The following is a 21,008-nucleotide window of genomic DNA, read 5'->3' on the forward strand; positions in this document are numbered from 1 at the left end:
CGTTCTGAATGAAAGATGCACCGGAAGCATATGCTTCGCCTTTATCCCCGGATTTACCCTTTATAAAAGGAATCAAAAAAATGGGACTAACAACGATCGGAAAGTTTCTGTCATCGGAGTGTCCAGTGCAAATCTCTTTTAGTTCAACTTATGATAGTACTTTGTTCGGAGTATTTAACCAACAAAAGCAAATCGTTATGACATTTCGTAATACGCGTACGACAGGAAGGGGCTCAAAACGTGATCACCATCAGTCTGTGCATGATTGTGAAGAACGAGGAACGCACGCTGGCGCGCTGTCTGGACTCGGTTGCCGGCATCGCGGACGAGATCGTCATTGTGGATACCGGTTCATCGGATCGCACGATGGACATCGCTGCGCAGTATACCGACCATGTCTACACGTATGAATGGAAGGAAGACTTTGCCGCAGCGCGGAATGAGTCATTCGCCAAGGCCACGCAGGAGTATATCCTATGGCTGGATGCGGATGATGTGTTGCTGCCCGCGGAACGGGCGAAGCTGGAGGTGTTGAAGCAGCAGCTTCCGTCAGGGGGGAAGACGGAAGCTGTGATCTTGAACTACACGCTGGCCGAGGGAGCGGAGGGGAGTCCACTTGTGACGGACCGACGCCTTCGCCTGGTCAAGCGGGATGCCGGGTGCCGCTGGCATGGCCGGCTGCACGAGCAGCTTAGCTTTCCGCGGGGCGAGGTCATTACGGCAGATATTGCCGTCACGCATCGCCGCGAAGCGGGACATCATTCGGCGCGAAACGTGCGCATTCTGCGCAAATGGATCGTCGAAGAGGGCGTAGCCCAAGGTCGCCTGCTGTTCTATTATGCAGGCGAGTGTTATGACCGCCAGCGTTATGCGGCGGCGGCACGCGGATACACGAAGCTTCTGGAGCAGCCAAGCGGTTACCGCGAGGATCGCCTGATTGCCTGCGCGCGGCTGGCGGAATGTTATGAACGACTGGGTGAGCCGGGCCGTAAGCTCGGAGCATTGCTGCAGTCGTTCCAGTATGATCTGCCACATGCCGATTTCTGCTGCGCTATTGCGGCCTGTTTCCATGAACGGCAGGAACCCGTCTCGGCGATCTACTGGTATATGCAGGCGGTGGACGTGAGCAGCCGCGATCCGGGTCTGCGCCCGGTGCCTAGGGCTTGCCGTACATGGCTGCCACATGCTCGTTTATCCCTTTGTTATGCCCATCTGGGCAACTGGGAGCAGGCACTCATGCATAACACCAAAGCCCGTGAGTACTTGCCCAACGATCCCGGGTTGCTTGCTAATCGGCAGAAGCTCGAAGTGGTGGTACGCAAGGAGATGAAGGAGCGGGAAGAACGTGGTGAAGTGTCACCGCGTAAGTAGGGAGACGAACTGGGACAGATGAGGACAGAAGGGTTTGAAGCGGGAGTAGAGATAGAGAAAATAGATTGAAGTAGAAGTGAAATAACACAAAAACTAATCCGTTGCTGGTAGGATGCGATAGGGCGGATCAGTGAAAATAAGGGTTGAGTGGAGATAGAGTGTAAGGCACAATTGCGAGCAGAAGCAGAAGCAGAAGCAGAAGCAGAAGCAGAAGCAGAAGCAGAAGCAGAAGCAGAAGCAGAAGCAGAAGCAGAAGCAGAAGCAGAAGCAGAAGCAGAAGCAGAAGCAGAAGCAGAAGCAGAAGCAGAAGCAGAAGCAGAAGCAGAAGCAGAAGCAGAAGCAGAAGCAGAAGCAGAAGCAGAAGCAGAAGCAGAAGCAGAAGCAGAAGCAGAAGCAGAAGCAGAAGCAGAAGCAGAAGCAGAAGCAGAAGCAGAAGCAGAAGCAGAAGCAGAAGCAGAAGCAGAAGCAGAAGAGGATTAAGAGGTAGAATAGATATAATAGATAAATATGATGCTGCCATATGTTTAAAGTCCGATAGCTACGAAGTTGTTAGTGAACAAGCATATTAGATCACAATAAAGTATAAGTAAATAAACGATAAAATGCAGAACAAGAGCAGCCCCGCTCAGCCGAAAGAGTCGGTGAGAGGGGCTTTTAATGCTTCTCGTGCTGCGTGTATCTCCTGCCATGGTGTAATGAAAGTAGCATTTGGTGAAATTTTCACAAGGCATACAGAGCATTGGGACTTTTGACATGCGGTGCAGTGAAGATTACGCATCATGATGGAACTTCGCGCGTTTTAGACTTACACTATGTTGCTAAGATGTTTTACTTTTCGGGTGCCGGGCATCGCACAGACTTGTCCTTCATTCGTAAGCTTTTGCAAGCCCAGCCCCAGCCATCATATATTTCGTCATCGATATTGAGGGTCATGGTCTCATCCGTATATTCATTCCAGTTTTCAATCCGAAGTGTGTTTTCACTGTCCCATTCGAGATGGTTATTTCCGTGGTGCTTGGCACGATAGATCGTTTTTACTGTGGCGTCCTCAGGTGCATTTGTCTTCTTAACATCGACCCAGATTGTAACGCCGCCTGTCGCACCACCGTAAGGTACACCGTAAATTTCAGCAGTATACTCACCATTACGTGAAGGCATGGAATAGCTTAATTCTCCTTTCTCAGAACGGTCAAACGTAGAGAAGTATGGACGGAGCCAGAAATACAGGAATACGGCAACGAACAGTATAAGAATCAATATTGTAAATGTAGTGAGAATAGGGTGTCTACGTATCCAAGATTTGCGAGAATTTGTATTGGATGAACTTGAATTAGCTTGAGTATTTGAGTCCATAAGGTTGAACCTCCATATGCAGCTTACAGTGAAATTTGCTTTGCAGGAATATAAATGTCCAACTCTCCGTAGTGGTCCTGAGCCAGACTGCCATCAATTCTTTCAAAATAGTAGGGATCACTCTTCTCATACCCCGAATGGCTCTGCCAATATTCATCGATAAATGTCCAGACACTGTCCAGATGATCAATGTTGATCAGACTTGGGTGGAAATCACAGACAAATTTGAATACGGCATACTGGTTGGCCGGGACCTCAATTCCGTCCAGTTCTTCAGGGATATGATCCAGACTGGTGACCTCTACAGACGGCTGATATGTACTGTAATCCTCGTTAATTTCATTGGTAAATCCGATATATACGTTGGGTTGCAGCACGTTAGGAATCGAATGAAAGTGTTTGTCAAAAAAGTCGTTGCCTGCTGAATTGGCTTCATAGTGCTCTTCGTTATCTGCATACCGAATGTGGGACCGTTGCCCAATGAGTTTCATAGCCGGTTTTCGTACATACGTTGGTTTGAAAATGTATCCATATGGAAGCGTTGTGATCATGGACGAAGTCATGCGGGCTGTAAATTCAAGGTCTCCAGCTCCCTGTTTGCGATACTGCAGGGGGGTAATGCCGAAGGCTTGTTTGAAAGCACGTATGTAGGATTGTTCATGTTCAAAAGCGTAATGTCCGCTGATATCGATGATTTTCCAATTCAGGTTCACCAATTGCTCCAGGCTGCGTGCCAATTTGCGTGAGCGAATGTATTCTCCAGGCAATTGTCCGCTGACATGTTTGAACATGCGATGCAGGTGGAATTTGGATATATGAGTCACAGATGCCAGATGATCCAGCGTTAATTTGTCTTGAATATGGTCTTCTATGTAGTCGAATAGCTTATCCAATGTGTCTAGCAGATCATGTTGCATATCAATCTCCCTACTTCTAATAGTACTTACAGCAATAAATGTTCATTTTTTCCTTATCACCGATGATATCATAACCAAGTACATAATTTAATGACAAGATTGGAGAAAGCATCCATGTTTGCTGACAAAAAAAATTATACAACGTTAGGCATGTTAACTCGATTATGGACACTAACGGGCAAGTACCGTATGTTCATCATTCTGTTACTTTTCGCCGCATGTGTGGTCTCCCTGATTGAGGTCGGTTATTTGGAATCGATCCGAAGACTGGTCAAAGGCGCGACTGAAGCACAGTTTTCGTTACTCTACTCAGGGTTGATCATAGGCGTTAGCATTGTAGTATTACGATTGATTGTAACCGCATTCATGACGAGGGTCGAGACGTTATTCCAGCAAAAGACATTATTGTCTGTGCAGTCTCTACTGCTCTCATCCTTTAGCAACACAGAGACACGTGATCTGGCGCATTATCATACGGGTGACCTAACCTCTAGGGTCTGGACTTCAGCCAAGGAAGCACAGAAGGGGATCAACCAACATGGCATTGAACTCGCCAAAAATATCATTCAGCTGATTCTTGCCTTTGCTTACTTCAGCTGGGTGAACTTGCCGCTGTCGTTGGCTATCATTGCATTCACATTGATCTATCCTCTTGTAACGGTAGGACTTGGTAAACGTCTACAAAGACAGCATGATCAGTTGAATGCCAGCGCAGCGTCAAGAGATGAGATACTGACTGAAATCATCCAAGCCCCGGTTGAGATCCGAAGTTACGGACTCGCGGGTTATGTACACCATCAATTTAAAGGTCGAATGGATCAAGTGTTCAGATATACGATGTCCGTATCTGTGTTACAACGACTTTCGGAAGCAGCCGGACGGGTCTCCACGTATGGTGGCATGATTCTGATTCTCTATCTAGGCGGCATGCAGGTCCTGAATGGACATATGGATGTAGGCGGACTGGCAGCTTTTCTGGTAGCAAGCAGTCAGTTAACACGTCCGATTGAATCGTTATCTGGGTTGTGGAATGATTTTATTGGTTCGGCTTCTCATGCGTCCAGAATCTTTGAGGTGCTGGATTTGGAGAGAAAGAACACGGTTGCTAATACCGGTACAAATACATATGTACGGTCCGATACGCATTTAGGCCAGCTTGAAAAACAATCTAAACCGGCTGGCATCAACGTGCAGCATGTGTCTTACAGGTATGCGGAGCAAGAAGAAGTGTTAACAGATATTTCTTTTGAGGCTAAGAAAGGAAAGCTTACTGTAATCACGGGGCCAAGTGGGTGCGGGAAGACCACGTTATTGAAATTAATAGCCGGATTAGATACACCTGTTACTGGTTCGATCCAGGTCATGAATCAGAAGAATTCACTGAAGGATATGCACGAAGTTCAGACAGCGAATGTCAATCAGGTGTATGTTCCGCAACAAGCCTTTATTTTCACAGGAACAGTGGAAGAGAATATTATTTTTGGACAAGAGGAGATATCTGCCGATCAAGTAAAGGTTGCGGCCCACATGACGTATGCACATGACGCGATTATGCGTCAATCGCTCGGCTATGGGACAGAGCTTCAGCCACAAGGCGGGACGATGTCGGGTGGTGAGCTTCAGCGTATTAGTTTAGCCAGAGCGATGCTGAGGAACCCGGATATTCTTCTGTTGGATGAACCGACGTCATCTCAAGACCCGTGGCATGAGCAACGGTTGAATGATCTCTTTGCCCGAATCACTGCTGACGAAGGCACAACGGTTATTGCTGTTACTCATCGATTATCGCTGATAGAACGGGCAGATCAGGTCATCTATATTCAGAAGGGACGCGTCGAAGATACGGGAACTCATCGTGAATTGCTGGATCGTCCAAACGGATATCGAAGTTATATTGCGGAGCAGGATACGGGAGTGGAGGAACAGCATGAGTAACAAGATCGAAGATGCAGCATATGCCGATGACGTTGAAATGAAAAGCAGTCATGAGAAAAGTGGAGCATATGAGATAAATGAAAAGTCTGAAATAGAAGCTCATCATCAGATGAACGAAAGTGATGTTCCAGATGACCCAAAACAAGCTGTATCATTGGCAACGGTATGGCCCGTTATTTTTCGCTGGATGAAGCCTTATGGATTAGCTGTAGCGATCTTGCTCATTTTTATCGCAGCAGATGCGGTATTTGATTGGGGACTTGCCTTTGTACAGGGATTCTTCGTGGATGCTATTCATGATGGGGGACAGGAGCAGTTAAACGCTACAGCGTTGATCTTCATCGCCATTCTGTCAGGGTTTATCGTTTTACTCGCGATGCATCGTTATGTGCTGGTATGGCTCAAGGAATCGATGCAACGGGATATGTCCATGGATCTGTTGAAACTGTTAAACCGGATGCCCTATTCCTGGGTGCGCAGAGAGAAGTCCGGGGATGTGATGCTTCGTATCAAGGAAGACACGAAGCATGGTGCAGAAGTTGTGGAGGCTATTGCAGAGGGTGTTACGGTTGTATTCATCATTGCTCTATCGCTGGGATACTTGTACAGAGCAGATGCATGGGTTGCGGTTATTGCCTTGGTAAGTGCAGGGGCAATCTGGTTCACGGCGAGGTTGTATGATCAGCGAATTCTACATCTGTCCGATGAGGTCGAATCCAGGGAAGGCGAGTCCCAAGAACAGATTCAACAGTATGTTGAAGGGATACCGGTGATTCAGATTTATAATGCTTCACCGTGGTTTCTCGCTCGTTTTCGGACACAACAGCAATCACTGAATCGTGTTCAGGCTAAGTTACAGATGACCCTGAGCATGTCGGATAATGTGGCGATGGCGGTGTTTGGTCTGGCTCAATTGGCAGCTTTGTTCCTTATTGCTTTGTCAGCGGCTAGGGGAACTTTGTCTCCGGGCATGGTTGTTGCAAGTAGTCTGCTGTTTGAACTGGTGGTGTGGCCAGTACTCGGCTTGTCCAGCCAGTGGAGTCAGATGCAAGCCAGCGTGGGTGCATTTGGACGTATCTCTGCATGGTTGAAATTGGCGGAGAACAAGAAGGCAGACACATCCAATACTAAGCACGAGGAGCTTGCACAGGGAATTTGTACCCAAGATCAAGGGAGTACACAAAAAGGGGCACATAAAGAGAACGAAATTGCTATGCTACGTCTTCAACAGGTTACGGTAATAGATGAAAACAGTGGTCGGACGATTTTGGATCAAATTACGCTTAATCTGGTTCCTGGTGAACTGGTTGCGGTAGTTGGCGCCAGCGGTGCTGGCAAATCTACACTGTGCCAAGTGTGTGCAGGGTTGATCGAGCCAATAAACGGAAGCGTATTACTGGGTGATAAACATGTTGCAGAGTATGTAGAGATGGATAACCAATCCAGACTGACGTATATGCCACAGAGACCAACTTTTTTCACAGGAACGATTGAAGACAATATTCGTCTGAGTTCAGACGTTACATTGGACAGAGTGAAGTTTGCGGCAGAGCAGGCAGGTTTGCATGAATATATTGAGGCACAGGAAGGACAATACGCAGCAATGTTGCATGAGAAAGGGGCCAATCTATCTGGAGGCCAGCAACAGCGACTGTCGCTTGCTAGGCTCTTTACGAGGTCATCTGATCTGAATATTCTGGACGAACCAACGTCATCCCTGGATATTCAGACAGAACAGAACGTGATGAATCACTTGCTGAATTTTATGAAAGGCAGCATAGGGTTGCTTGTCACACATCGAATGGAGGTAGCTCGTCAGTGCTCTCGCATCCTTGTGATGGAACATGGCCGAATTGCCGAGGATGGGACGCATGAACAACTGATGCAGAGGAAAGGATTGTATTATCGCATGAATGCAAAAGGCGGTGATACAACATGAATGAATCTGGGGTTAAGATAGTAATGGATACGCTGGAGTTCTTGAGTCAGGATCGTGAAGCACGTCGTTTGTATGAAGAGCGGCAGAAGTATTTGCATGACGAAGCTTCCATGATTGAATGGGCAACGGAAAAAGGCATAGCTAAGGGGATAGAAAAGGGATTAGTAGAAGGGGAAAAAAGAAAGGCAATTGAGATTGCAAAAAACATGCTCTCATTTGGGATTGAAGTTTCAGTTATTGCCAAAACAAGTGGTATAACTGTGTCTGAAGTTGAGGCGTTGAAAGATTAAAGTGAAGTTGTAAAGTTGTGAGGTATAGTAGCTTCAACAGATGAATGGGTACGGGTACACTAACGTGATATGAGTGTGTCGGTTGTGAATAAAAGTTTACAACAATCGTTTTGTCCAACTAGGGCAGGACGGTTGTTTTTATTTTAATGAAGAAGCTTCAAACGTTTTACAGTAAAACGCGGTTGCTCATTCGGGGCTGGGCCGTTAAACTAAAGGGAGCGGCGTTTGCTTGACGGACAAGTCATGAGAACGCCATTTTGTTGTCAAGGATGCGGGATATGAGCCGCTTTCGGATGTCAGAATCGGATCGGACCAAGCTGGTGGAAAAACACCGGTGATAAGTAAGGAGTCTTTACATGAGTGTGCAAACACCTACATTAGAAGAAGCGCAGGGTCTCCTGCAAAAATATTATGGCTACCCCGACTTCCGTGAGGGACAGAAAAAGATCGTAGCCAGTCTGCTGGAACGTGAAGATACGTTGGGTATTATGCCAACTGGGGGCGGTAAGTCGATCTGTTATCAGATCCCCGCTCTGTTATATTCGGGTCTGACGCTTGTTGTCTCCCCGTTGATCTCATTGATGAAGGACCAGGTCGATGCGTTGACGACCGCCGGAATTGCTGCCGCGTATATTAATAGTACACTTAGCGGCAAAGAAGTGAATGATCGCATCCGCGCGGCGCAGCGCGGTGAGCTGAAGTTGCTTTATGTCGCGCCTGAGCGACTGGAGCTGGATTGGTTCCGCGAGGAGATGGGCTATTTGCCGATCTCTTGCGTTGCCGTGGATGAGGCCCACTGTGTATCGCAGTGGGGGCATGATTTTCGGACAAGCTACCTGGCGGTAGCGCCGTTTGTGGACAGTTTGCCGGAGCGGCCGGTAGTTGCGGCCTTTACGGCGACAGCGACGCCCGAGGTCATGGGCGATATTCTGCGGTTGCTGCGTTTGCAGGACCCGCAGACATATGTGACCGGACTTGGGCGGGATAATCTGGCGTTTAGCGTGCTGCGCGGCGAGAGCAAGAAGGACTTTGTCCTGAATTATGCGCGCGAGCATGCTAGCGAGCCGGGCATTGTGTACGCCGCGACTCGTAAGGACGTGGACGATCTGCATCAGCGTTTGTTGCAGGCGGGATTACCCGCAGGACGCTACCATGCTGGCATGACGGACGATGAACGGTCCCAGAGCCAAGAAGCTTTTTTGTACGATGATATCCGAGTGATGGTGGCGACCAATGCGTTTGGGATGGGGATTGATAAGTCGAACGTGCGTTACGTTATTCATAACAGCATGCCGAAAAATATGGAGGCATACGTGCAGGAAGCCGGACGTGCAGGCCGGGATGGAGAGCCAAGCCAGTGTATTCTGTTATTCGGGGCACAAGACATTATCACCCAAAAGTTCCTGATTGAGCAGAATCCGATGGACGGCGACCGCAAACAAAATGATTACCGGAAGCTGCAACAGATGGTGGATTACTGTTACACAACGCGTTGTCTGCGCAGTGCGCAGCTGGATTATTTCGGTGAGGTGCATGACGATACACCTTGCGGTACTTGCAGTTCCTGTACGGACGACCGCGAGTTGGTAGACATGACGATTGATGCACAGAAAATATTCAGCTGCATTCACCGGATGCGTGAACGGTATGGTGTATCGCTGGTCGCTTCGGTGCTCAAAGGCTCCCGTGCCAAAAAGGTGCTTGATTATGGATTCAACTCTCTGCCAACCTACGGCGTGATGGGTAATCGGACAGAACGTGAGATTTCGGAGATCATCAACGTGATGGTATCCGAAGGATATCTGATGCTGTCCGAGGGACAGTATCCGGTCGTTCGTCTGCAACCACTTGCGGTGGAAGTGCTCAAAGGCCAGCGTGAAGTGATGCAGCGTGTTGTCCGCAAGACAGCGGCAACGGCTTCGGGTACGAACTACGGCGGACGTCGTGGTCGCGATGCCATGCCATCTGCGGTCAACGAGACCGTATTTGAACAGCTTCGTCTGATCCGGCGAGATCTGGCGGCGAAAGAGCATGTGCCATCGTACATTATCTTCAATGATGCGACCCTTCGTGAGATGAGTGTGGTATGTCCACAGACAGAACGTGACATGCTGGATATCAAAGGGGTCGGTGAGGTCAAGTACCGCAAGTACGGACTGCCGTTCCTGGAGTTTTTCCAGAAGCAATCGGGCGAAGAAGTGGATACAGATGATGATGCGTTTTACGAGTATGAGTGAGTATGATCAATTATGAGCGAGTTTAGCTGGCGTTATGGAGTGAGAATTTTTTTGCATTCGCCATTTCAAGTCTTGAAGTTCATGACACGTAAAGCTTAATTGATCAAAAAGTTGATGGATATGCTTCATACAAGTCGATGGTTCGTCCATGATACGGGGGAAGCGTTCGGCAGGAGGTTCGAGGCTAAAGCCTAAAGGCTCAAGGCAGTAAAATGTGGATATCGAATTGTGGATGGAATGCGAATGAGGTCTTTTACAGGTTGAAGTTGGTTGTCTTGTCTCTGTAGAGTGGACAAATGGTGGCGAATTGTCTTTCAAAGGGTGGACATTGGCGTTAGAAATGGCTAACCTTATCGTATACATCATGTAGTATTATCATGTGTGTTTCATACTGTATGTTGTGGTTTGGGTTTGGCGGGGTGTATATGTCTTTTTGAAAAGAGTGTCCACTCTTTGAAAGACAAAAGTTGGATATGTCCTTGAGACATGGAATGGCTAGTTCAAAAGAGGTTTAGATGAACAGCATCCGGGGCAGGATGGCTGTGCAGCTTTCCTTTTATCAAAAAAATATGGTCTGGGTGTCCAGGCAAAGGTTGTGAACCATGAAGGTTATTCTTTCTACATTAAATGCAAAGTACATCCATACCTCTTTGGCCTTGCGATGTCTGAAGGCGTACAGTGAGAAGGATTTTGATATTGACCTGGCGGAGTATACGATCAAGGACCCGGTGATGAATATTGTGTCTGATCTGTACCAGCGCGGCGCGGACGTGATTGGTTTCTCTTGTTACATCTGGAACATTGAAGAGACGATCAAGGTCATTGATAACCTGAAAAAGGTTATGCCGAACGTGAAAATTCTGCTGGGCGGGCCGGAAGTGTCCTACGACACGGAATATTGGATGAACCGGATTCCCAATGTGGATTTCATCGTGATGGGTGAAGGGGAAGAGACGCTGCATCAGCTTTTGATGGAGCTGGAAGGAAGCAAGAAGTTCCACTTTGTCTATGGACTGGCATATCGCAAAGGGGAAGAGGTCATACTCATGCCAGGACGCCCGAAAGCGGATCTGAACGATCTGCCATCACCGCACCGTTTTGATGAGGATATCCCGGAGCTTGGGAAACGGGTTGTTTATTTTGAGACCAGTCGGGGCTGTCCGTTCAGTTGTCAGTTCTGTCTGTCCAGTATAGAGGTCGGCGTGCGCTATTACGATATTGAGCGGACGAAGTCGGACATTCTGTACCTGATTGAGAAGGGCGCAAAGCTGATTAAGTTTGTGGACCGGACGTTCAACATCAAGCGGGATTATGCGCTCGAAATGTTCAAATTCCTGATCGAGAATCATCAGGGGACGGTGTTCCAGTTTGAAATTACGGCGGATATTATGCGTCCCGAAGTACTGGACTATCTTGCAGAGAATGCGCCGCCGGGCACATTCCGGTTCGAGATCGGGGTTCAGTCCACGAATGATCCGACCAATGAACTGGTGAAACGTCGCCAGAACTTTACCAAGCTGAGCCGGACCGTGAACAAGGTAAAAGCCAGCGGGAAAATCGACCAGCATTTGGATCTCATCGCCGGACTGCCGGAGGAAGATTACAATACGTTCCGCAAAACGTTTAACGATGTGTTTGCACTGGGGCCGGAAGAGCTTCAACTCGGATTCCTCAAAATGCTACGTGGTACAGGTCTGCGTCTGGATGCGGAGAAGTATAACTACACATACATGGATCACGCGCCGTATGAGATTCTGGGCAGTGACGTGTTGCCGTTCAGTGACATCGTACGCCTGAAGCGGCTGGAGGATGTGTTGGAGAAATACTGGAACGCACACCGGATGGACCATACGCTGAAGTATCTGATGGAGCAGGAGTTCAACTCGCCGTTTGATTTCTTCCAGGCGTTCGGGGATTACTGGGAAGGTCAGGGTTGGCAGAAGATTGGTCACCAACTGGAGGATTTGTTCACTCGTCTGCACAGCTTCCTGGAGTCGCGGAATACGCCGCATATGGATATCGTGCTTGGCCTGATGAAGCTGGACTATTTCCTCGGTCACAAATACAAACCACGCAAAATCTGGTGGGAAGATCCGCTTCAGAAAGACCAGTGGGCGGGTTATATGAAAACGTTGGCTGAACGTCCAGAAGACGTTCGACTGCCACGTGTTGCCGGCGCCGCAGGCACGGCTTGGTTGGAAAGCAGCGGCACGGGTGCGAGTGTCGCTGCGGGAAGTTCGGCTGCTGCCGGAGAAGACTCTGCCGCAGATGCGGCGGGTGTGATCGGCAGCGAAGTCGGGGATGCAGCGTCGCTCACTTCGGGCGACGCAACAGGGTCCGCCGCGGATGGAGCGGCGGACATGGTGGACGGCAACGCTTCGCGTGCGTTGCCGATGACCTCGGCCATGACCGCACAGACGGTCATGGGTGCCCGTGCTTTCGCCGACCTTGGTCTCGGCGAAAAGGAACTGCAGAAGCACACCGTATTGGATGTGCTTCCGTTCCGGCTTGAGCGTGTGCTAGCTGGCGCCAGCCCGCTTGCCGCGAAAGGCCGGACGCTGCTGGTCGTTGTGTACCAGCAGCATGAAGGGCAGCAGGCGCAGTATTACACGCTGCCGCTGGGAGAAGAAGCCGCTGCCATGTAGGTGCAGCGGCCTGAGATAAGCTACATGGCTAATTGGTGCCATGTAGCAAGAGGAAGCGCCACGACTATGCGGTCGTGGCGCTTTTTTTCGTGCATCGCGGCTTTGTGCTCGTGATGCTACCAAGGTGGGCACCGCGATCATTGACGCGGTGCAACCCCATTGGGCGCAGCACCTCACCCTCACGTGGCTTGCTATTGCACAAGCCGCGCTCCGGTTTACCTTTTACAAGTAAAGCATCATTTAAATCGGAGAAATCAACATGATATAATCAAAACAAAATGGATCAAGGAAGGATAGTTAGAAAACATGGATGATTTTACGAAGAAACGCATTCAAAAGATTATGGACCATTACACCGAGAATGCTGTACCCGAGCATGTGAAAAGTCAGATGAAGATTAGTTATAAAATCAGAGGTAACCATGTGACATTGATTGAAGAAAGACAAGCCTTTCAAAGCGATAAATGGGTACAATTGCCGGTAGCACAATTCAGAATGGATGAGAAGGTATGGAAAGTGTATTGGCAGGACAGTAAAGGAAAGTGGCATTACATCGATGATATCGATCCGAACGAAGATTTTGAAACACAGCTCAAGATCGTGGACGAAGGTCATAACGGAATGTTCTGGGGTTAATTTTTCTGAAAAGGCGTTGGGGGGGGGAAGTAACCCAATTAATATTAAAAGATCTGAATATCAAACCGCAAACCTTTGAAGAGACGGATACCTTCTTTAAGCTGGCGCTCATCTTTAAAGTGAATTTGGAGGCCACAGAATGGACCTGAAGACGTATCTCGCAGAGCATTTTCCAAACCTGACCTTAGAACCGCCTCTTTTTTATAATTGGGATGTTGCAATACGATTCGAACTTGGTAATCTTCTGATGTTTGGAACGAATACGGAGCATTACATGGAACAAGTGTATCATCGATCAGTTGAACTATTTAAGGCTCTTCATGATCAAGAAGATGAAATCCTATTAATAACTCAAGCTTATTTTGCAGATAAGGCTAAACACAAAGTGAAGAAATTGAACCTGTACAGAAAATATATCAAGAAGAAAGGGCCGATTAGAGCCTTAAGACTTGAGATATTTCCAGGTTTGGATTGTGAACCGGATGACATCCTAGACCCAAGGAACAACATGTATAGGTACTGGACTAAATGTAGAGTTGAGGACTTGAAATATAATCAGTTAATCAAAGCTATATGTAATCATGATGTTGGAATTAAGCCAAAGATTTATCATAGGGTGTACATCATTAATATAAGTCAGAAAACGATATTTCATATCTATGATGATAGAGGTTGCGATGTTATTTCAGCATCAAGACAAGCACTAACGGATATCTATACAGAATATAACGATTGGATTTTAGATTATGATCGAGACAGAATTAACAATGTATTTCTAGGATAATGGGGTGGATGTTCCAAGACAGTTCTCGGATGTTGATTGAGCAGGGATTATGTATTATTTGAAATACAGGTTTGGAAAAAACTATAAGAGTGTTCCGATGTAAGGAGTATGGATTATGGATAAAAAAGAGAAGAAGATTATTATTGCTATAATTGTACTTGCTGTAGTTGTATTAGGAGTTATATGGTACCTAAAAGTAGGCTATCTATTAAAGAAACCGGAGATGCCCGAAGCAAATATTGCAATTCAGACCCAAATGGTGGATGGTGGTGCGATCAGTTTACGAAATGCTGATTACACGGAAAATCAAATCAAGATTGGATATGAAGTGAAAGGGTTTAGTTTGGAGGAATATAATATTGCTTGTGAGCTTTATCGTGACGGACATTTGATTTCAACTTCTGGCTCAACAGGTGGAGGTTTGATAGAACTGGACGAAAAGCATTATTACTTCATTGGTTATGAGAATATAACTGAAATGAATCTGCCTGAATCTATACATCTAAACGTGGAGATTAAAGTGATACCCAATGATTTTAGACAAAAATCGATAACTTCAACATTTGACGTTAGTCTTGATAAAGAAGTGAAATAGATTAAAGAGGGCAGTAAATTTTGATAGAAGAAATTCAAGGAGGGTCCTATGAAGACCATCGTTTATATGGTAAGGCATGGGGAGTCACCGTATACGGAAGGAACGGAAAGAACGAGGGGGCTTACCCTGGAGGGCAAGATGAATGCAGAACGAATAACGGAAATTTTAACGAATGAAGGAATACATTCCATCGTCTCAAGTCCTTATGCTAGGGCGATTCTAACCTTAGAAGGTGTGGCAGCAGCGTTAGGATTAGATATTCAGATCATGGAGGATCTGCGGGAAAGGCATTTTTCAGATGATATGATTGCAGACGAAGAATTTGAGCCTGCTTCGAAGAAAATGTTTGATGACCCTGATTATGCATTGCCAGGAGGCGAGTCGAACACGGTTTGCCAGAATAGAGCAGTGGGCATGTTGAAACAGATTTTAGAAGAATACAAGGGCAAAAAAGTGGCGATCGGCACACACGGACATGTAATGACGTTGATGATGAACTACTTTGATTCGAGTTACGGATTGGATTTTATGAATCAAACCAAGAAACCGGACATTTATCGATTACAATTTGACGAGATGGAATTAGAGAACGTGACAAGACTATGGGGCGAATAGGGTGAAAGTGAATAGGCGAGAACGCTTGTTCATAATTTTGGTTACAGATAAAGTATAGATATAATTGAATTTTAGAGGGGTGACTCCAATGACGTTACAAAACTTGTTTCATCAAAAACCAACGAAGTTATGGAATGAAAGAATGATTGAAGGCGGAGATGAGCTCTTCACAGAAGAAAGATTACTCAAGTCTGATCAAGCCCTGGATACATATTTGCACCAATTAATAGCATTACAAGAAACACAAGATTCTGAGCGCATGATGAAGGCTGTAGAAGAAGTGGTGGTTGCCTTTAATGAAATGAATGAGGCCAATGGTTACTTTATTGAAACGATGGAACGTGAAGAATTGGCTGATTTTATAGACAAGGCGGCTAGGTTGGCTGGATTAGACATCCATGAGGATGAAGATATTACGGAAGAATGGAGAGAGTGGTAATTCAGCAGAACAGTGTTTTCCAATTTTGAATGATAAGGGTGATCAATATGGAACGAGGAATTATTATATTTTTGAACGGAACGTCAAGTTCGGGGAAGACAAGCATTGCGATGGAAATGAAAAATCAGGGAGACATTCCGTTTCATCATCTATCTGTAGATCAATTTCTTCATAATTATGATCAATTTATCGATACTACATATCCAGATATGATACCAACAAGAGAAGTAGAGCACCATGTCATGACAGATATCCTGTTCGACCCGATCAATTCGTTGTACTGTGCAACCATTAAACTGTTTTCGGAGATGGGTTTGAATTTCATCGTGGATACAGTCATCAGCAATGACAAGTGGTTTAATGATTTTTATGAGTTACTATCGGATTATCCGATATTGTTTGTAGGTGTGCAGTGCTCAAAAGAAGAACTCACCAGAAGAGAGCAGAGCAGGGGAGATCGAGAGATTGGACTTGCCCATTCCCAGTTCGACTACATCTACTCCTATGATGAATATGACCTGGAAGTAAATACGGAAGAGCTTAGCTCAGCTGCATGTGCGGAAAAGATATTAAGTTATATGAAGTCTGATCAGGAATACTTGGCATTTAGGAAGCTAAGCAGAAGAGACTAAGAGACTGCAGCTGATTGCGTCAGATCATATGATATATATTTCAAATGAAAGTTAGGGATTTGGCCAAATCTTTTTCTTAGCGTTGCCAGGACCTAATAAGTAGATATCATCAACATTCCCATAAGTATTAGAAAATGAAATTGTGAAGTCTTTACTACCACCGATAGGAAGTTTACTGCCTTTAATCTGAATGAAAAGTGAATTGTTGTCAAGTGAGAGGTAGTAGCCGTGATATCTGCTAATACTGTCTGCAAATCCACCTTTTATAGTAATAAGCTCAGGAGAAACTTCAGTTCTCGTAACCATTGTCTCGTCAGGATCGACAACCTTGTTCAACATATAAAATCCAATGATAATAGGAACAACGACAATAATAACTGCGCTAACAATGATGCTAAACTTCATGTTTGGTCGCATACTCATGATTCACCTCATAATTAGATGATATGAATCGATGTCTCAATACTCATTGGGCATCGATTTATTGTATTTAATCAGAACAGAATTCAACGTTTAGAAATATTAGGCTCATTTAAATAATATACTAATTCATTTTTTTGTAGAGATAGGGGGAGGTCACGATGGAAATTAACGCTAAGAATTCAGAAGATCATATCCAACACATGTTAAAGGCAATCATTGAAAAAACACAATCCATTATCAAAGATAGTCATAAACAATCCTTTGGCTCTTTGGAATATTTCTTGGAGCACATTATAGCGTATCGGAATGAACAACAATACATGTCTAACGAGTGGCATATCCGCACACCGCGCTGGCTAGGGGAGTATGGAAATACACCGGAAGAAGAAAAGCTTCTTTCAGACATTTACCTACTGCAAGCATATATCACTGAAACATTAAAGGGCGGATAAGCGGCTTACGATGTCGCATTAGTCCGGCTCAAATGTCGCAAAAGTACATGGTAACGCAATGCAGAGATCGTTTATACTCTCTTTATGTTTCGATAATGAAAATCATTATCAGTATTATACATAAGGGGGATTCATCATGAATCAAGGAACAAAGAGGCAGGCTGCCGGAAGCAAGGCATATGCTGCTCACAAATCACGATTATTCATGGGCTTGATGTTAGCCCTTATTCTTGTCCTGACGGCTTGTGGTGCCGGAACAGGTACAGATAGCGGTAAACAATCTGCGGCAACGCCAGCGGAGACACCTGCGAATGCGGAAACGCAGTCGGACGGAGCTTTTCCCGTAACGATCAAGGGTATGAAGGGTGACATCACTCTAAACGAAAAACCACAGAAAATTGCAGTGCTTGATGTTAAGTTCCTGGATCAAATGTTAGCCGTTGGCGAGAAGCCGGCAGGCAGTGTTATCGCTGGAGGTAATACTGATTTTCCAGAATACTTAGGCGATCAACCGAGTGACGTACAGGTACTGGGTACACGGGATGAGCCTAATCTGGAAGCGATTGTAGCCCTAGATCCTGATCTGATTATCATGACGGATTTCCAGGAGAAACAGTATGAGAGTGTAAGCAAAATTGCACCTACCCTGGTACTCGATTTCTACGAAGACTGGCGTGATACGTTAGCTACGGTGGCTAAACTTACAGACAAGCAGGACGAGGCAGAGAAAGTGCGCATAGCCTATGAGGAGAAAGTCGCTGGTCTGAAGGCACAGCTGACAGAGAAAATGGGAGATGAGACAGTCGCTCTGATTCGTCCGCGTAAAGAAGGTATCCGTGTCCATGGCATCGAGCACCGCACAGGCGGCATTTTGTATAATGATTTGGGCTTAAACATGCCTGAACTCGTTAAAGAGATCAAGGATGATACCTCCGTTGAAATCTCGATGGAGAAGGTTCCTGACATTGGGGCAGATCGTTATTTTGTGCTGTCGGATGAGCTGTTTGCGGCAGAGGCAGAGGCGATGGTGAGTAATCCCGTGTGGAAGTCCCTTGATGCTGTGAAAAATAACCGCACGTATGACGTTAACTCAACATTGTGGATTGCATATTACGGACCTCTTGCGATTAATCTTATTGTAGATCAGGCATCGGAAGCCCTGCTCGGATCGAATTAATATGAACCCATATCTCTCGACAGACTTATGGAAAGAGACAGTGGAGGATTATTCGATCTTGCTCGGTGAGCCACCTGAACATAGTGTCCGTACCATTGCTCTAAGTGAGTTGCATGACGAAGCGGCATGCCGAGAGTACATCAGCTGGTTTCAGGAGTATATCGATGCTCCTGACATGAAGGTTGCCGCTTCCATGTTAGCCAAGCGAATTGGCTATCTGTGGACGGCTCCGCTGGTGACCGCGATGACTTTTCATCATCAGCATGTTTCGTTTCAGCTGGAGAACAGCTTTCTCTATCATCCGGCGCTCTCAGATCATGAGGGCGGCACACGATTTCCTTTTCTAGCGGTGAATGGACTTCAGGCTGAAGGACTAACGGGAGACAGGGCAGTGTGGCGGGAAAAGGTGGTCGAGGAGATGTTTGCAGTACAACTTACACCGCTGTTAAAGACGCTTGCTGCGATTGCGCCACTTTCGATGAGTATTCTCTGGGAGAATATCATGGTACGTATCGGCCGACTATTCGCTCCTGATGAAGCCGAGACTGAGCAGGAAAGTAAGATCATTCGAGAGGACTTTTCATATCTGACGCAGGTGGCATCCGGGGAAGTGTTTGGTGAGAGGAAGAATCCGTTAACCCGCTTCACCGATTGTAAGGACAATGTGCATGTTGCCAAAAGCGAGCGAATTACCTGCTGTTTCTATTACCAGATGTCAGGCGAATATTGTCTCAAATGTCCGAAAATTGACAATGAGAAAGAATCTCAACTAAAATGACAACAGCAACAACTTTACCTTTGCTATTGTCAGGAGATGAGAAAAATGCCGCTGCAAGAACAGACAAGTCTATGGAGTGATACGGCGATCAAGATGCTTGACGGGGATAGCGGTACTTTGCAGACAGGCAGCGTTTTACACGAAACGGATTTAACTTCAAATGTGCTGCTGGCATATGGAGGGGAAGGGGAGCTTGCAATGGATGGCGAGGGTTGCCACATTGGAGCTTCTTTTGCCTGTCATGTGGTGAAGGGATCATCGTACACGCTGACGGCCAGATCAGTTTCGGAGAGGAATCACAGCAGAAAACTGTTCGGGTTCAGAAATACGCAACCTTTATGTTTTGATGGGACTATCCATATAATGGTGTAAAAAGAGTTGATATCAGATTGCCCCAAAATCCAGCTTGTACATCAACTTTTTAGTCAATTCCAAGCTTTAACCAACGTTTGTTCATCAGTTTACTTATCAGAACACTCATTACAAATAAGATACCATTATAGACAATAACCGTTAATACATTACTTAGAGAAATGAAATTGCTCCCTTGTACAAACACTTGGTCAATATGGGAATAAAGGAGATTCGAAGCGTCGAATACAGCAACATATGTTAATTTATCAGAACTAGCTACTAAAACGACACCTAATATCCAGTATAAGATGCTTAAACCAATACTCATCAAGATGTTAGATGAAAGCAAACTGATTGTCCCAATAATGAGGATATATTGTGTGACTACAGACGTCAACAAAAACACCATAAGAAAAAACAGGCTAAAATCCTTGTACATCATAGATACAAATGAAAGTAATATTGTAATTAAAATAAGCGATTCCATAAAAAGTACAGCAACTTTATTCAAAAAAAATCTAAGACTGTCATACGATAATAATCTATAAAACAGAATGGTTTTATTAGAGTATTCTTTATTAACGAAGAATGCAATGATAAACGAGAACATTAAAAATCCAAATTGAGTAAACACAGTATACGTACTGAAGAGATACTCTCGATAACTTAGAGATGTAACTTTATCAATTCCAATAGGAAGGAACCAACCGATTAAGAACGACAATACAAAAATAAGTGCCAGAAACATAAATACTTTATTAAATAGGCTTTTTGCAAATTCAATCATAGTCACTAGTCCTCAATATATATTTTTATTAGTTGATCTTTGTCCTCGTATTGCACTAGTTTTTTGTCTTGAAAGAGGAAGTACCTTCCCTCGATGTTTTTGAGATCTGATAAATTGTGAGTGATGTTTAATATGATTTTGTTTGAATACTGCTTGCTATAGATATTAAGAAATTGGTGAATCTCATTGACTGTTTTTTTATCAAGAGAATTAGTGATCTCGTCCAGAATGATAATCTCTTTATTTTCTAAAAGAAATGATACCAGCTTAAGCTTCTGTTTCTGTCCATCACTTAAATTTTTAATGAGAATGTTGGATGGTATATTTTCAATATTCAATAAATCACTAAGCTGATCCAACATCATCCGATCATATCTTTTAATTAATATCTTAAAAAGCAATTTTGCGGAAATATCTTCAGGTATATTAGAATAACTTGAGATTACGGTTAGATTTGAGGATAGTTGTTTCGGGAAAAAACCGCTCTTATTTAGAATAAAGTCTTTCGCCAATCTGGATTTCCCCACACCGTTCTTCCCTACAATATGGTTGACACTCCCTGGTTGAAAATGTAAATGTGCGTGATCAAGCAAGAGATTATTTTTGATTCTTAACGTATAGCCACTTATATCTAAAACCATGGCATGAA

21 protein-coding genes are annotated in these 21,008 nt (G+C 45.3%); 17 read left to right on the forward strand and 4 right to left on the reverse strand.

Annotated features, from left to right (window positions below; all coding sequences use genetic code 11):
- Positions 1 to 240: 240 nt before the first annotated feature.
- Positions 241 to 1,371, forward strand: coding sequence for a glycosyltransferase family 2 protein (locus MHI48_RS07790; RefSeq protein ID WP_036669310.1), 1,131 nt, complete (start codon positions 241 to 243; stop codon positions 1,369 to 1,371).
- A 171-nt stretch (positions 1,372 to 1,542) separates the two neighbouring features.
- Entirely contained in the window at positions 1,543 to 1,851 is a 309-nt protein-coding gene (locus tag MHI48_RS07795) for a hypothetical protein (protein ID WP_405143628.1), read from the forward strand.
- Between the two features lie 348 nt (positions 1,852 to 2,199).
- Here MHI48_RS07795 and MHI48_RS07800 read toward each other — a convergent pair whose 3' ends face one another.
- Together MHI48_RS07800 and MHI48_RS07805 are read right to left on the reverse strand one after the other, a co-directional pair.
- On the reverse strand, positions 2,200 to 2,628 hold the full coding sequence (locus MHI48_RS07800) for a DUF5412 family protein (RefSeq protein WP_405143630.1): 429 nt from the start codon (positions 2,626 to 2,628) through the stop codon (positions 2,200 to 2,202).
- Positions 2,629 to 2,747: 119 nt separating this feature from the next.
- Positions 2,748 to 3,641, reverse strand: coding sequence for a helix-turn-helix domain-containing protein (locus MHI48_RS07805; RefSeq protein WP_036610642.1), 894 nt, complete (start codon positions 3,639 to 3,641; stop codon positions 2,748 to 2,750).
- A gap of 90 nt (positions 3,642 to 3,731) precedes the next feature.
- Here MHI48_RS07805 and MHI48_RS07810 point away from each other — a divergent pair, with 90 nt between their 5' ends.
- The 11 genes from MHI48_RS07810 (at position 3,732) to MHI48_RS07860 (ending at position 16,388) form a co-directional block, all read left to right on the forward strand.
- The gene (locus tag MHI48_RS07810) at positions 3,732 to 5,576 is read left to right on the forward strand and encodes an ABC transporter ATP-binding protein (RefSeq protein WP_081745935.1); all 1,845 of its coding nucleotides are present in this window, start codon (positions 3,732 to 3,734) and stop codon (positions 5,574 to 5,576) included.
- Positions 5,569 to 7,515 (forward strand): ABC transporter ATP-binding protein, encoded by a 1,947-nt coding sequence (locus MHI48_RS07815; protein WP_405143632.1) that lies wholly within the window; start codon positions 5,569 to 5,571, stop codon positions 7,513 to 7,515. Before MHI48_RS07810 ends, MHI48_RS07815 begins: the two co-directional genes overlap by 8 nt.
- Positions 7,512 to 7,805 (forward strand): hypothetical protein, encoded by a 294-nt coding sequence (locus MHI48_RS07820; protein WP_036610634.1) that lies wholly within the window; start codon positions 7,512 to 7,514, stop codon positions 7,803 to 7,805. Before MHI48_RS07815 ends, MHI48_RS07820 begins: the two co-directional genes overlap by 4 nt.
- 356 nt (positions 7,806 to 8,161) lie before the next feature.
- A complete protein-coding gene (gene recQ, locus MHI48_RS07825; protein ID WP_036610632.1) occupies positions 8,162 to 10,042 on the forward strand; it encodes a DNA helicase RecQ in 1,881 nt (626 codons plus the stop codon).
- Positions 10,043 to 10,644: 602 nt separating this feature from the next.
- Positions 10,645 to 12,687: a B12-binding domain-containing radical SAM protein gene (locus MHI48_RS07830; RefSeq protein ID WP_036610630.1), complete on the forward strand. Its 2,043-nt coding sequence runs from the start codon at positions 10,645 to 10,647 to the stop codon at positions 12,685 to 12,687.
- A gap of 306 nt (positions 12,688 to 12,993) precedes the next feature.
- Positions 12,994 to 13,323: a DUF3024 domain-containing protein gene (locus MHI48_RS07835; RefSeq protein WP_051447171.1), complete on the forward strand. Its 330-nt coding sequence runs from the start codon at positions 12,994 to 12,996 to the stop codon at positions 13,321 to 13,323.
- 139 nt (positions 13,324 to 13,462) lie between these two features.
- Entirely contained in the window at positions 13,463 to 14,107 is a 645-nt protein-coding gene (locus tag MHI48_RS07840; RefSeq protein WP_036610627.1) for a DUF3885 domain-containing protein, read from the forward strand.
- A 115-nt stretch (positions 14,108 to 14,222) separates the two neighbouring features.
- Positions 14,223 to 14,702, forward strand: a complete 480-nt coding sequence (locus MHI48_RS07845; protein ID WP_036610624.1) for a hypothetical protein — start codon at positions 14,223 to 14,225, stop codon at positions 14,700 to 14,702.
- Positions 14,703 to 14,750: 48 nt separating this feature from the next.
- Positions 14,751 to 15,317: a histidine phosphatase family protein gene (locus tag MHI48_RS07850; protein WP_036610621.1), complete on the forward strand. Its 567-nt coding sequence runs from the start codon at positions 14,751 to 14,753 to the stop codon at positions 15,315 to 15,317.
- 88 nt (positions 15,318 to 15,405) lie between these two features.
- Complete coding sequence (locus MHI48_RS07855; RefSeq protein ID WP_036610618.1) at positions 15,406 to 15,756, forward strand: hypothetical protein; 351 nt, start codon at positions 15,406 to 15,408, stop codon at positions 15,754 to 15,756.
- Positions 15,757 to 15,803: 47 nt separating this feature from the next.
- Positions 15,804 to 16,388, forward strand: coding sequence for a chloramphenicol phosphotransferase CPT family protein (locus MHI48_RS07860; protein ID WP_036610616.1), 585 nt, complete (start codon positions 15,804 to 15,806; stop codon positions 16,386 to 16,388).
- A 51-nt stretch (positions 16,389 to 16,439) separates the two neighbouring features.
- On the opposite strand, the gene MHI48_RS07865 is transcribed toward MHI48_RS07860, so the two are convergent.
- Positions 16,440 to 16,811 carry a hypothetical protein gene (locus tag MHI48_RS07865; RefSeq protein ID WP_036610614.1) on the reverse strand — a complete coding sequence of 124 codons (372 nt, stop codon included), beginning with the start codon at positions 16,809 to 16,811 and terminating at the stop codon, positions 16,440 to 16,442.
- 158 nt (positions 16,812 to 16,969) lie between these two features.
- Here MHI48_RS07865 and MHI48_RS07870 point away from each other — a divergent pair, with 158 nt between their 5' ends.
- The 4 genes from MHI48_RS07870 (at position 16,970) to MHI48_RS07885 (ending at position 19,590) form a co-directional block, all read left to right on the forward strand.
- Positions 16,970 to 17,263 carry a hypothetical protein gene (locus MHI48_RS07870; protein ID WP_036610612.1) on the forward strand — a complete coding sequence of 98 codons (294 nt, stop codon included), beginning with the start codon at positions 16,970 to 16,972 and terminating at the stop codon, positions 17,261 to 17,263.
- Between the two features lie 136 nt (positions 17,264 to 17,399).
- Positions 17,400 to 18,440: an ABC transporter substrate-binding protein gene (locus MHI48_RS07875; protein WP_036610608.1), complete on the forward strand. Its 1,041-nt coding sequence runs from the start codon at positions 17,400 to 17,402 to the stop codon at positions 18,438 to 18,440.
- A gap of 1 nt (position 18,441) precedes the next feature.
- Entirely contained in the window at positions 18,442 to 19,218 is a 777-nt protein-coding gene (locus MHI48_RS07880) for an IucA/IucC family C-terminal-domain containing protein (protein WP_036610604.1), read from the forward strand.
- Positions 19,219 to 19,263: 45 nt separating this feature from the next.
- Positions 19,264 to 19,590: a hypothetical protein gene (locus MHI48_RS07885; protein WP_036610600.1), complete on the forward strand. Its 327-nt coding sequence runs from the start codon at positions 19,264 to 19,266 to the stop codon at positions 19,588 to 19,590.
- Positions 19,591 to 20,364: 774 nt separating this feature from the next.
- On the opposite strand, the gene MHI48_RS07890 is transcribed toward MHI48_RS07885, so the two are convergent.
- The gene (locus tag MHI48_RS07890; protein WP_036610595.1) at positions 20,365 to 21,000 is read right to left on the reverse strand and encodes an ATP-binding cassette domain-containing protein; all 636 of its coding nucleotides are present in this window, start codon (positions 20,998 to 21,000) and stop codon (positions 20,365 to 20,367) included.
- Between the last annotated feature and the right edge of the window lie 8 nt (positions 21,001 to 21,008).

The sequence above is a fragment of the Paenibacillus sp. FSL H7-0942 genome (assembly GCF_045040715.1).
Classification (GTDB): domain Bacteria; phylum Bacillota; class Bacilli; order Paenibacillales; family Paenibacillaceae; genus Paenibacillus; species Paenibacillus amylolyticus.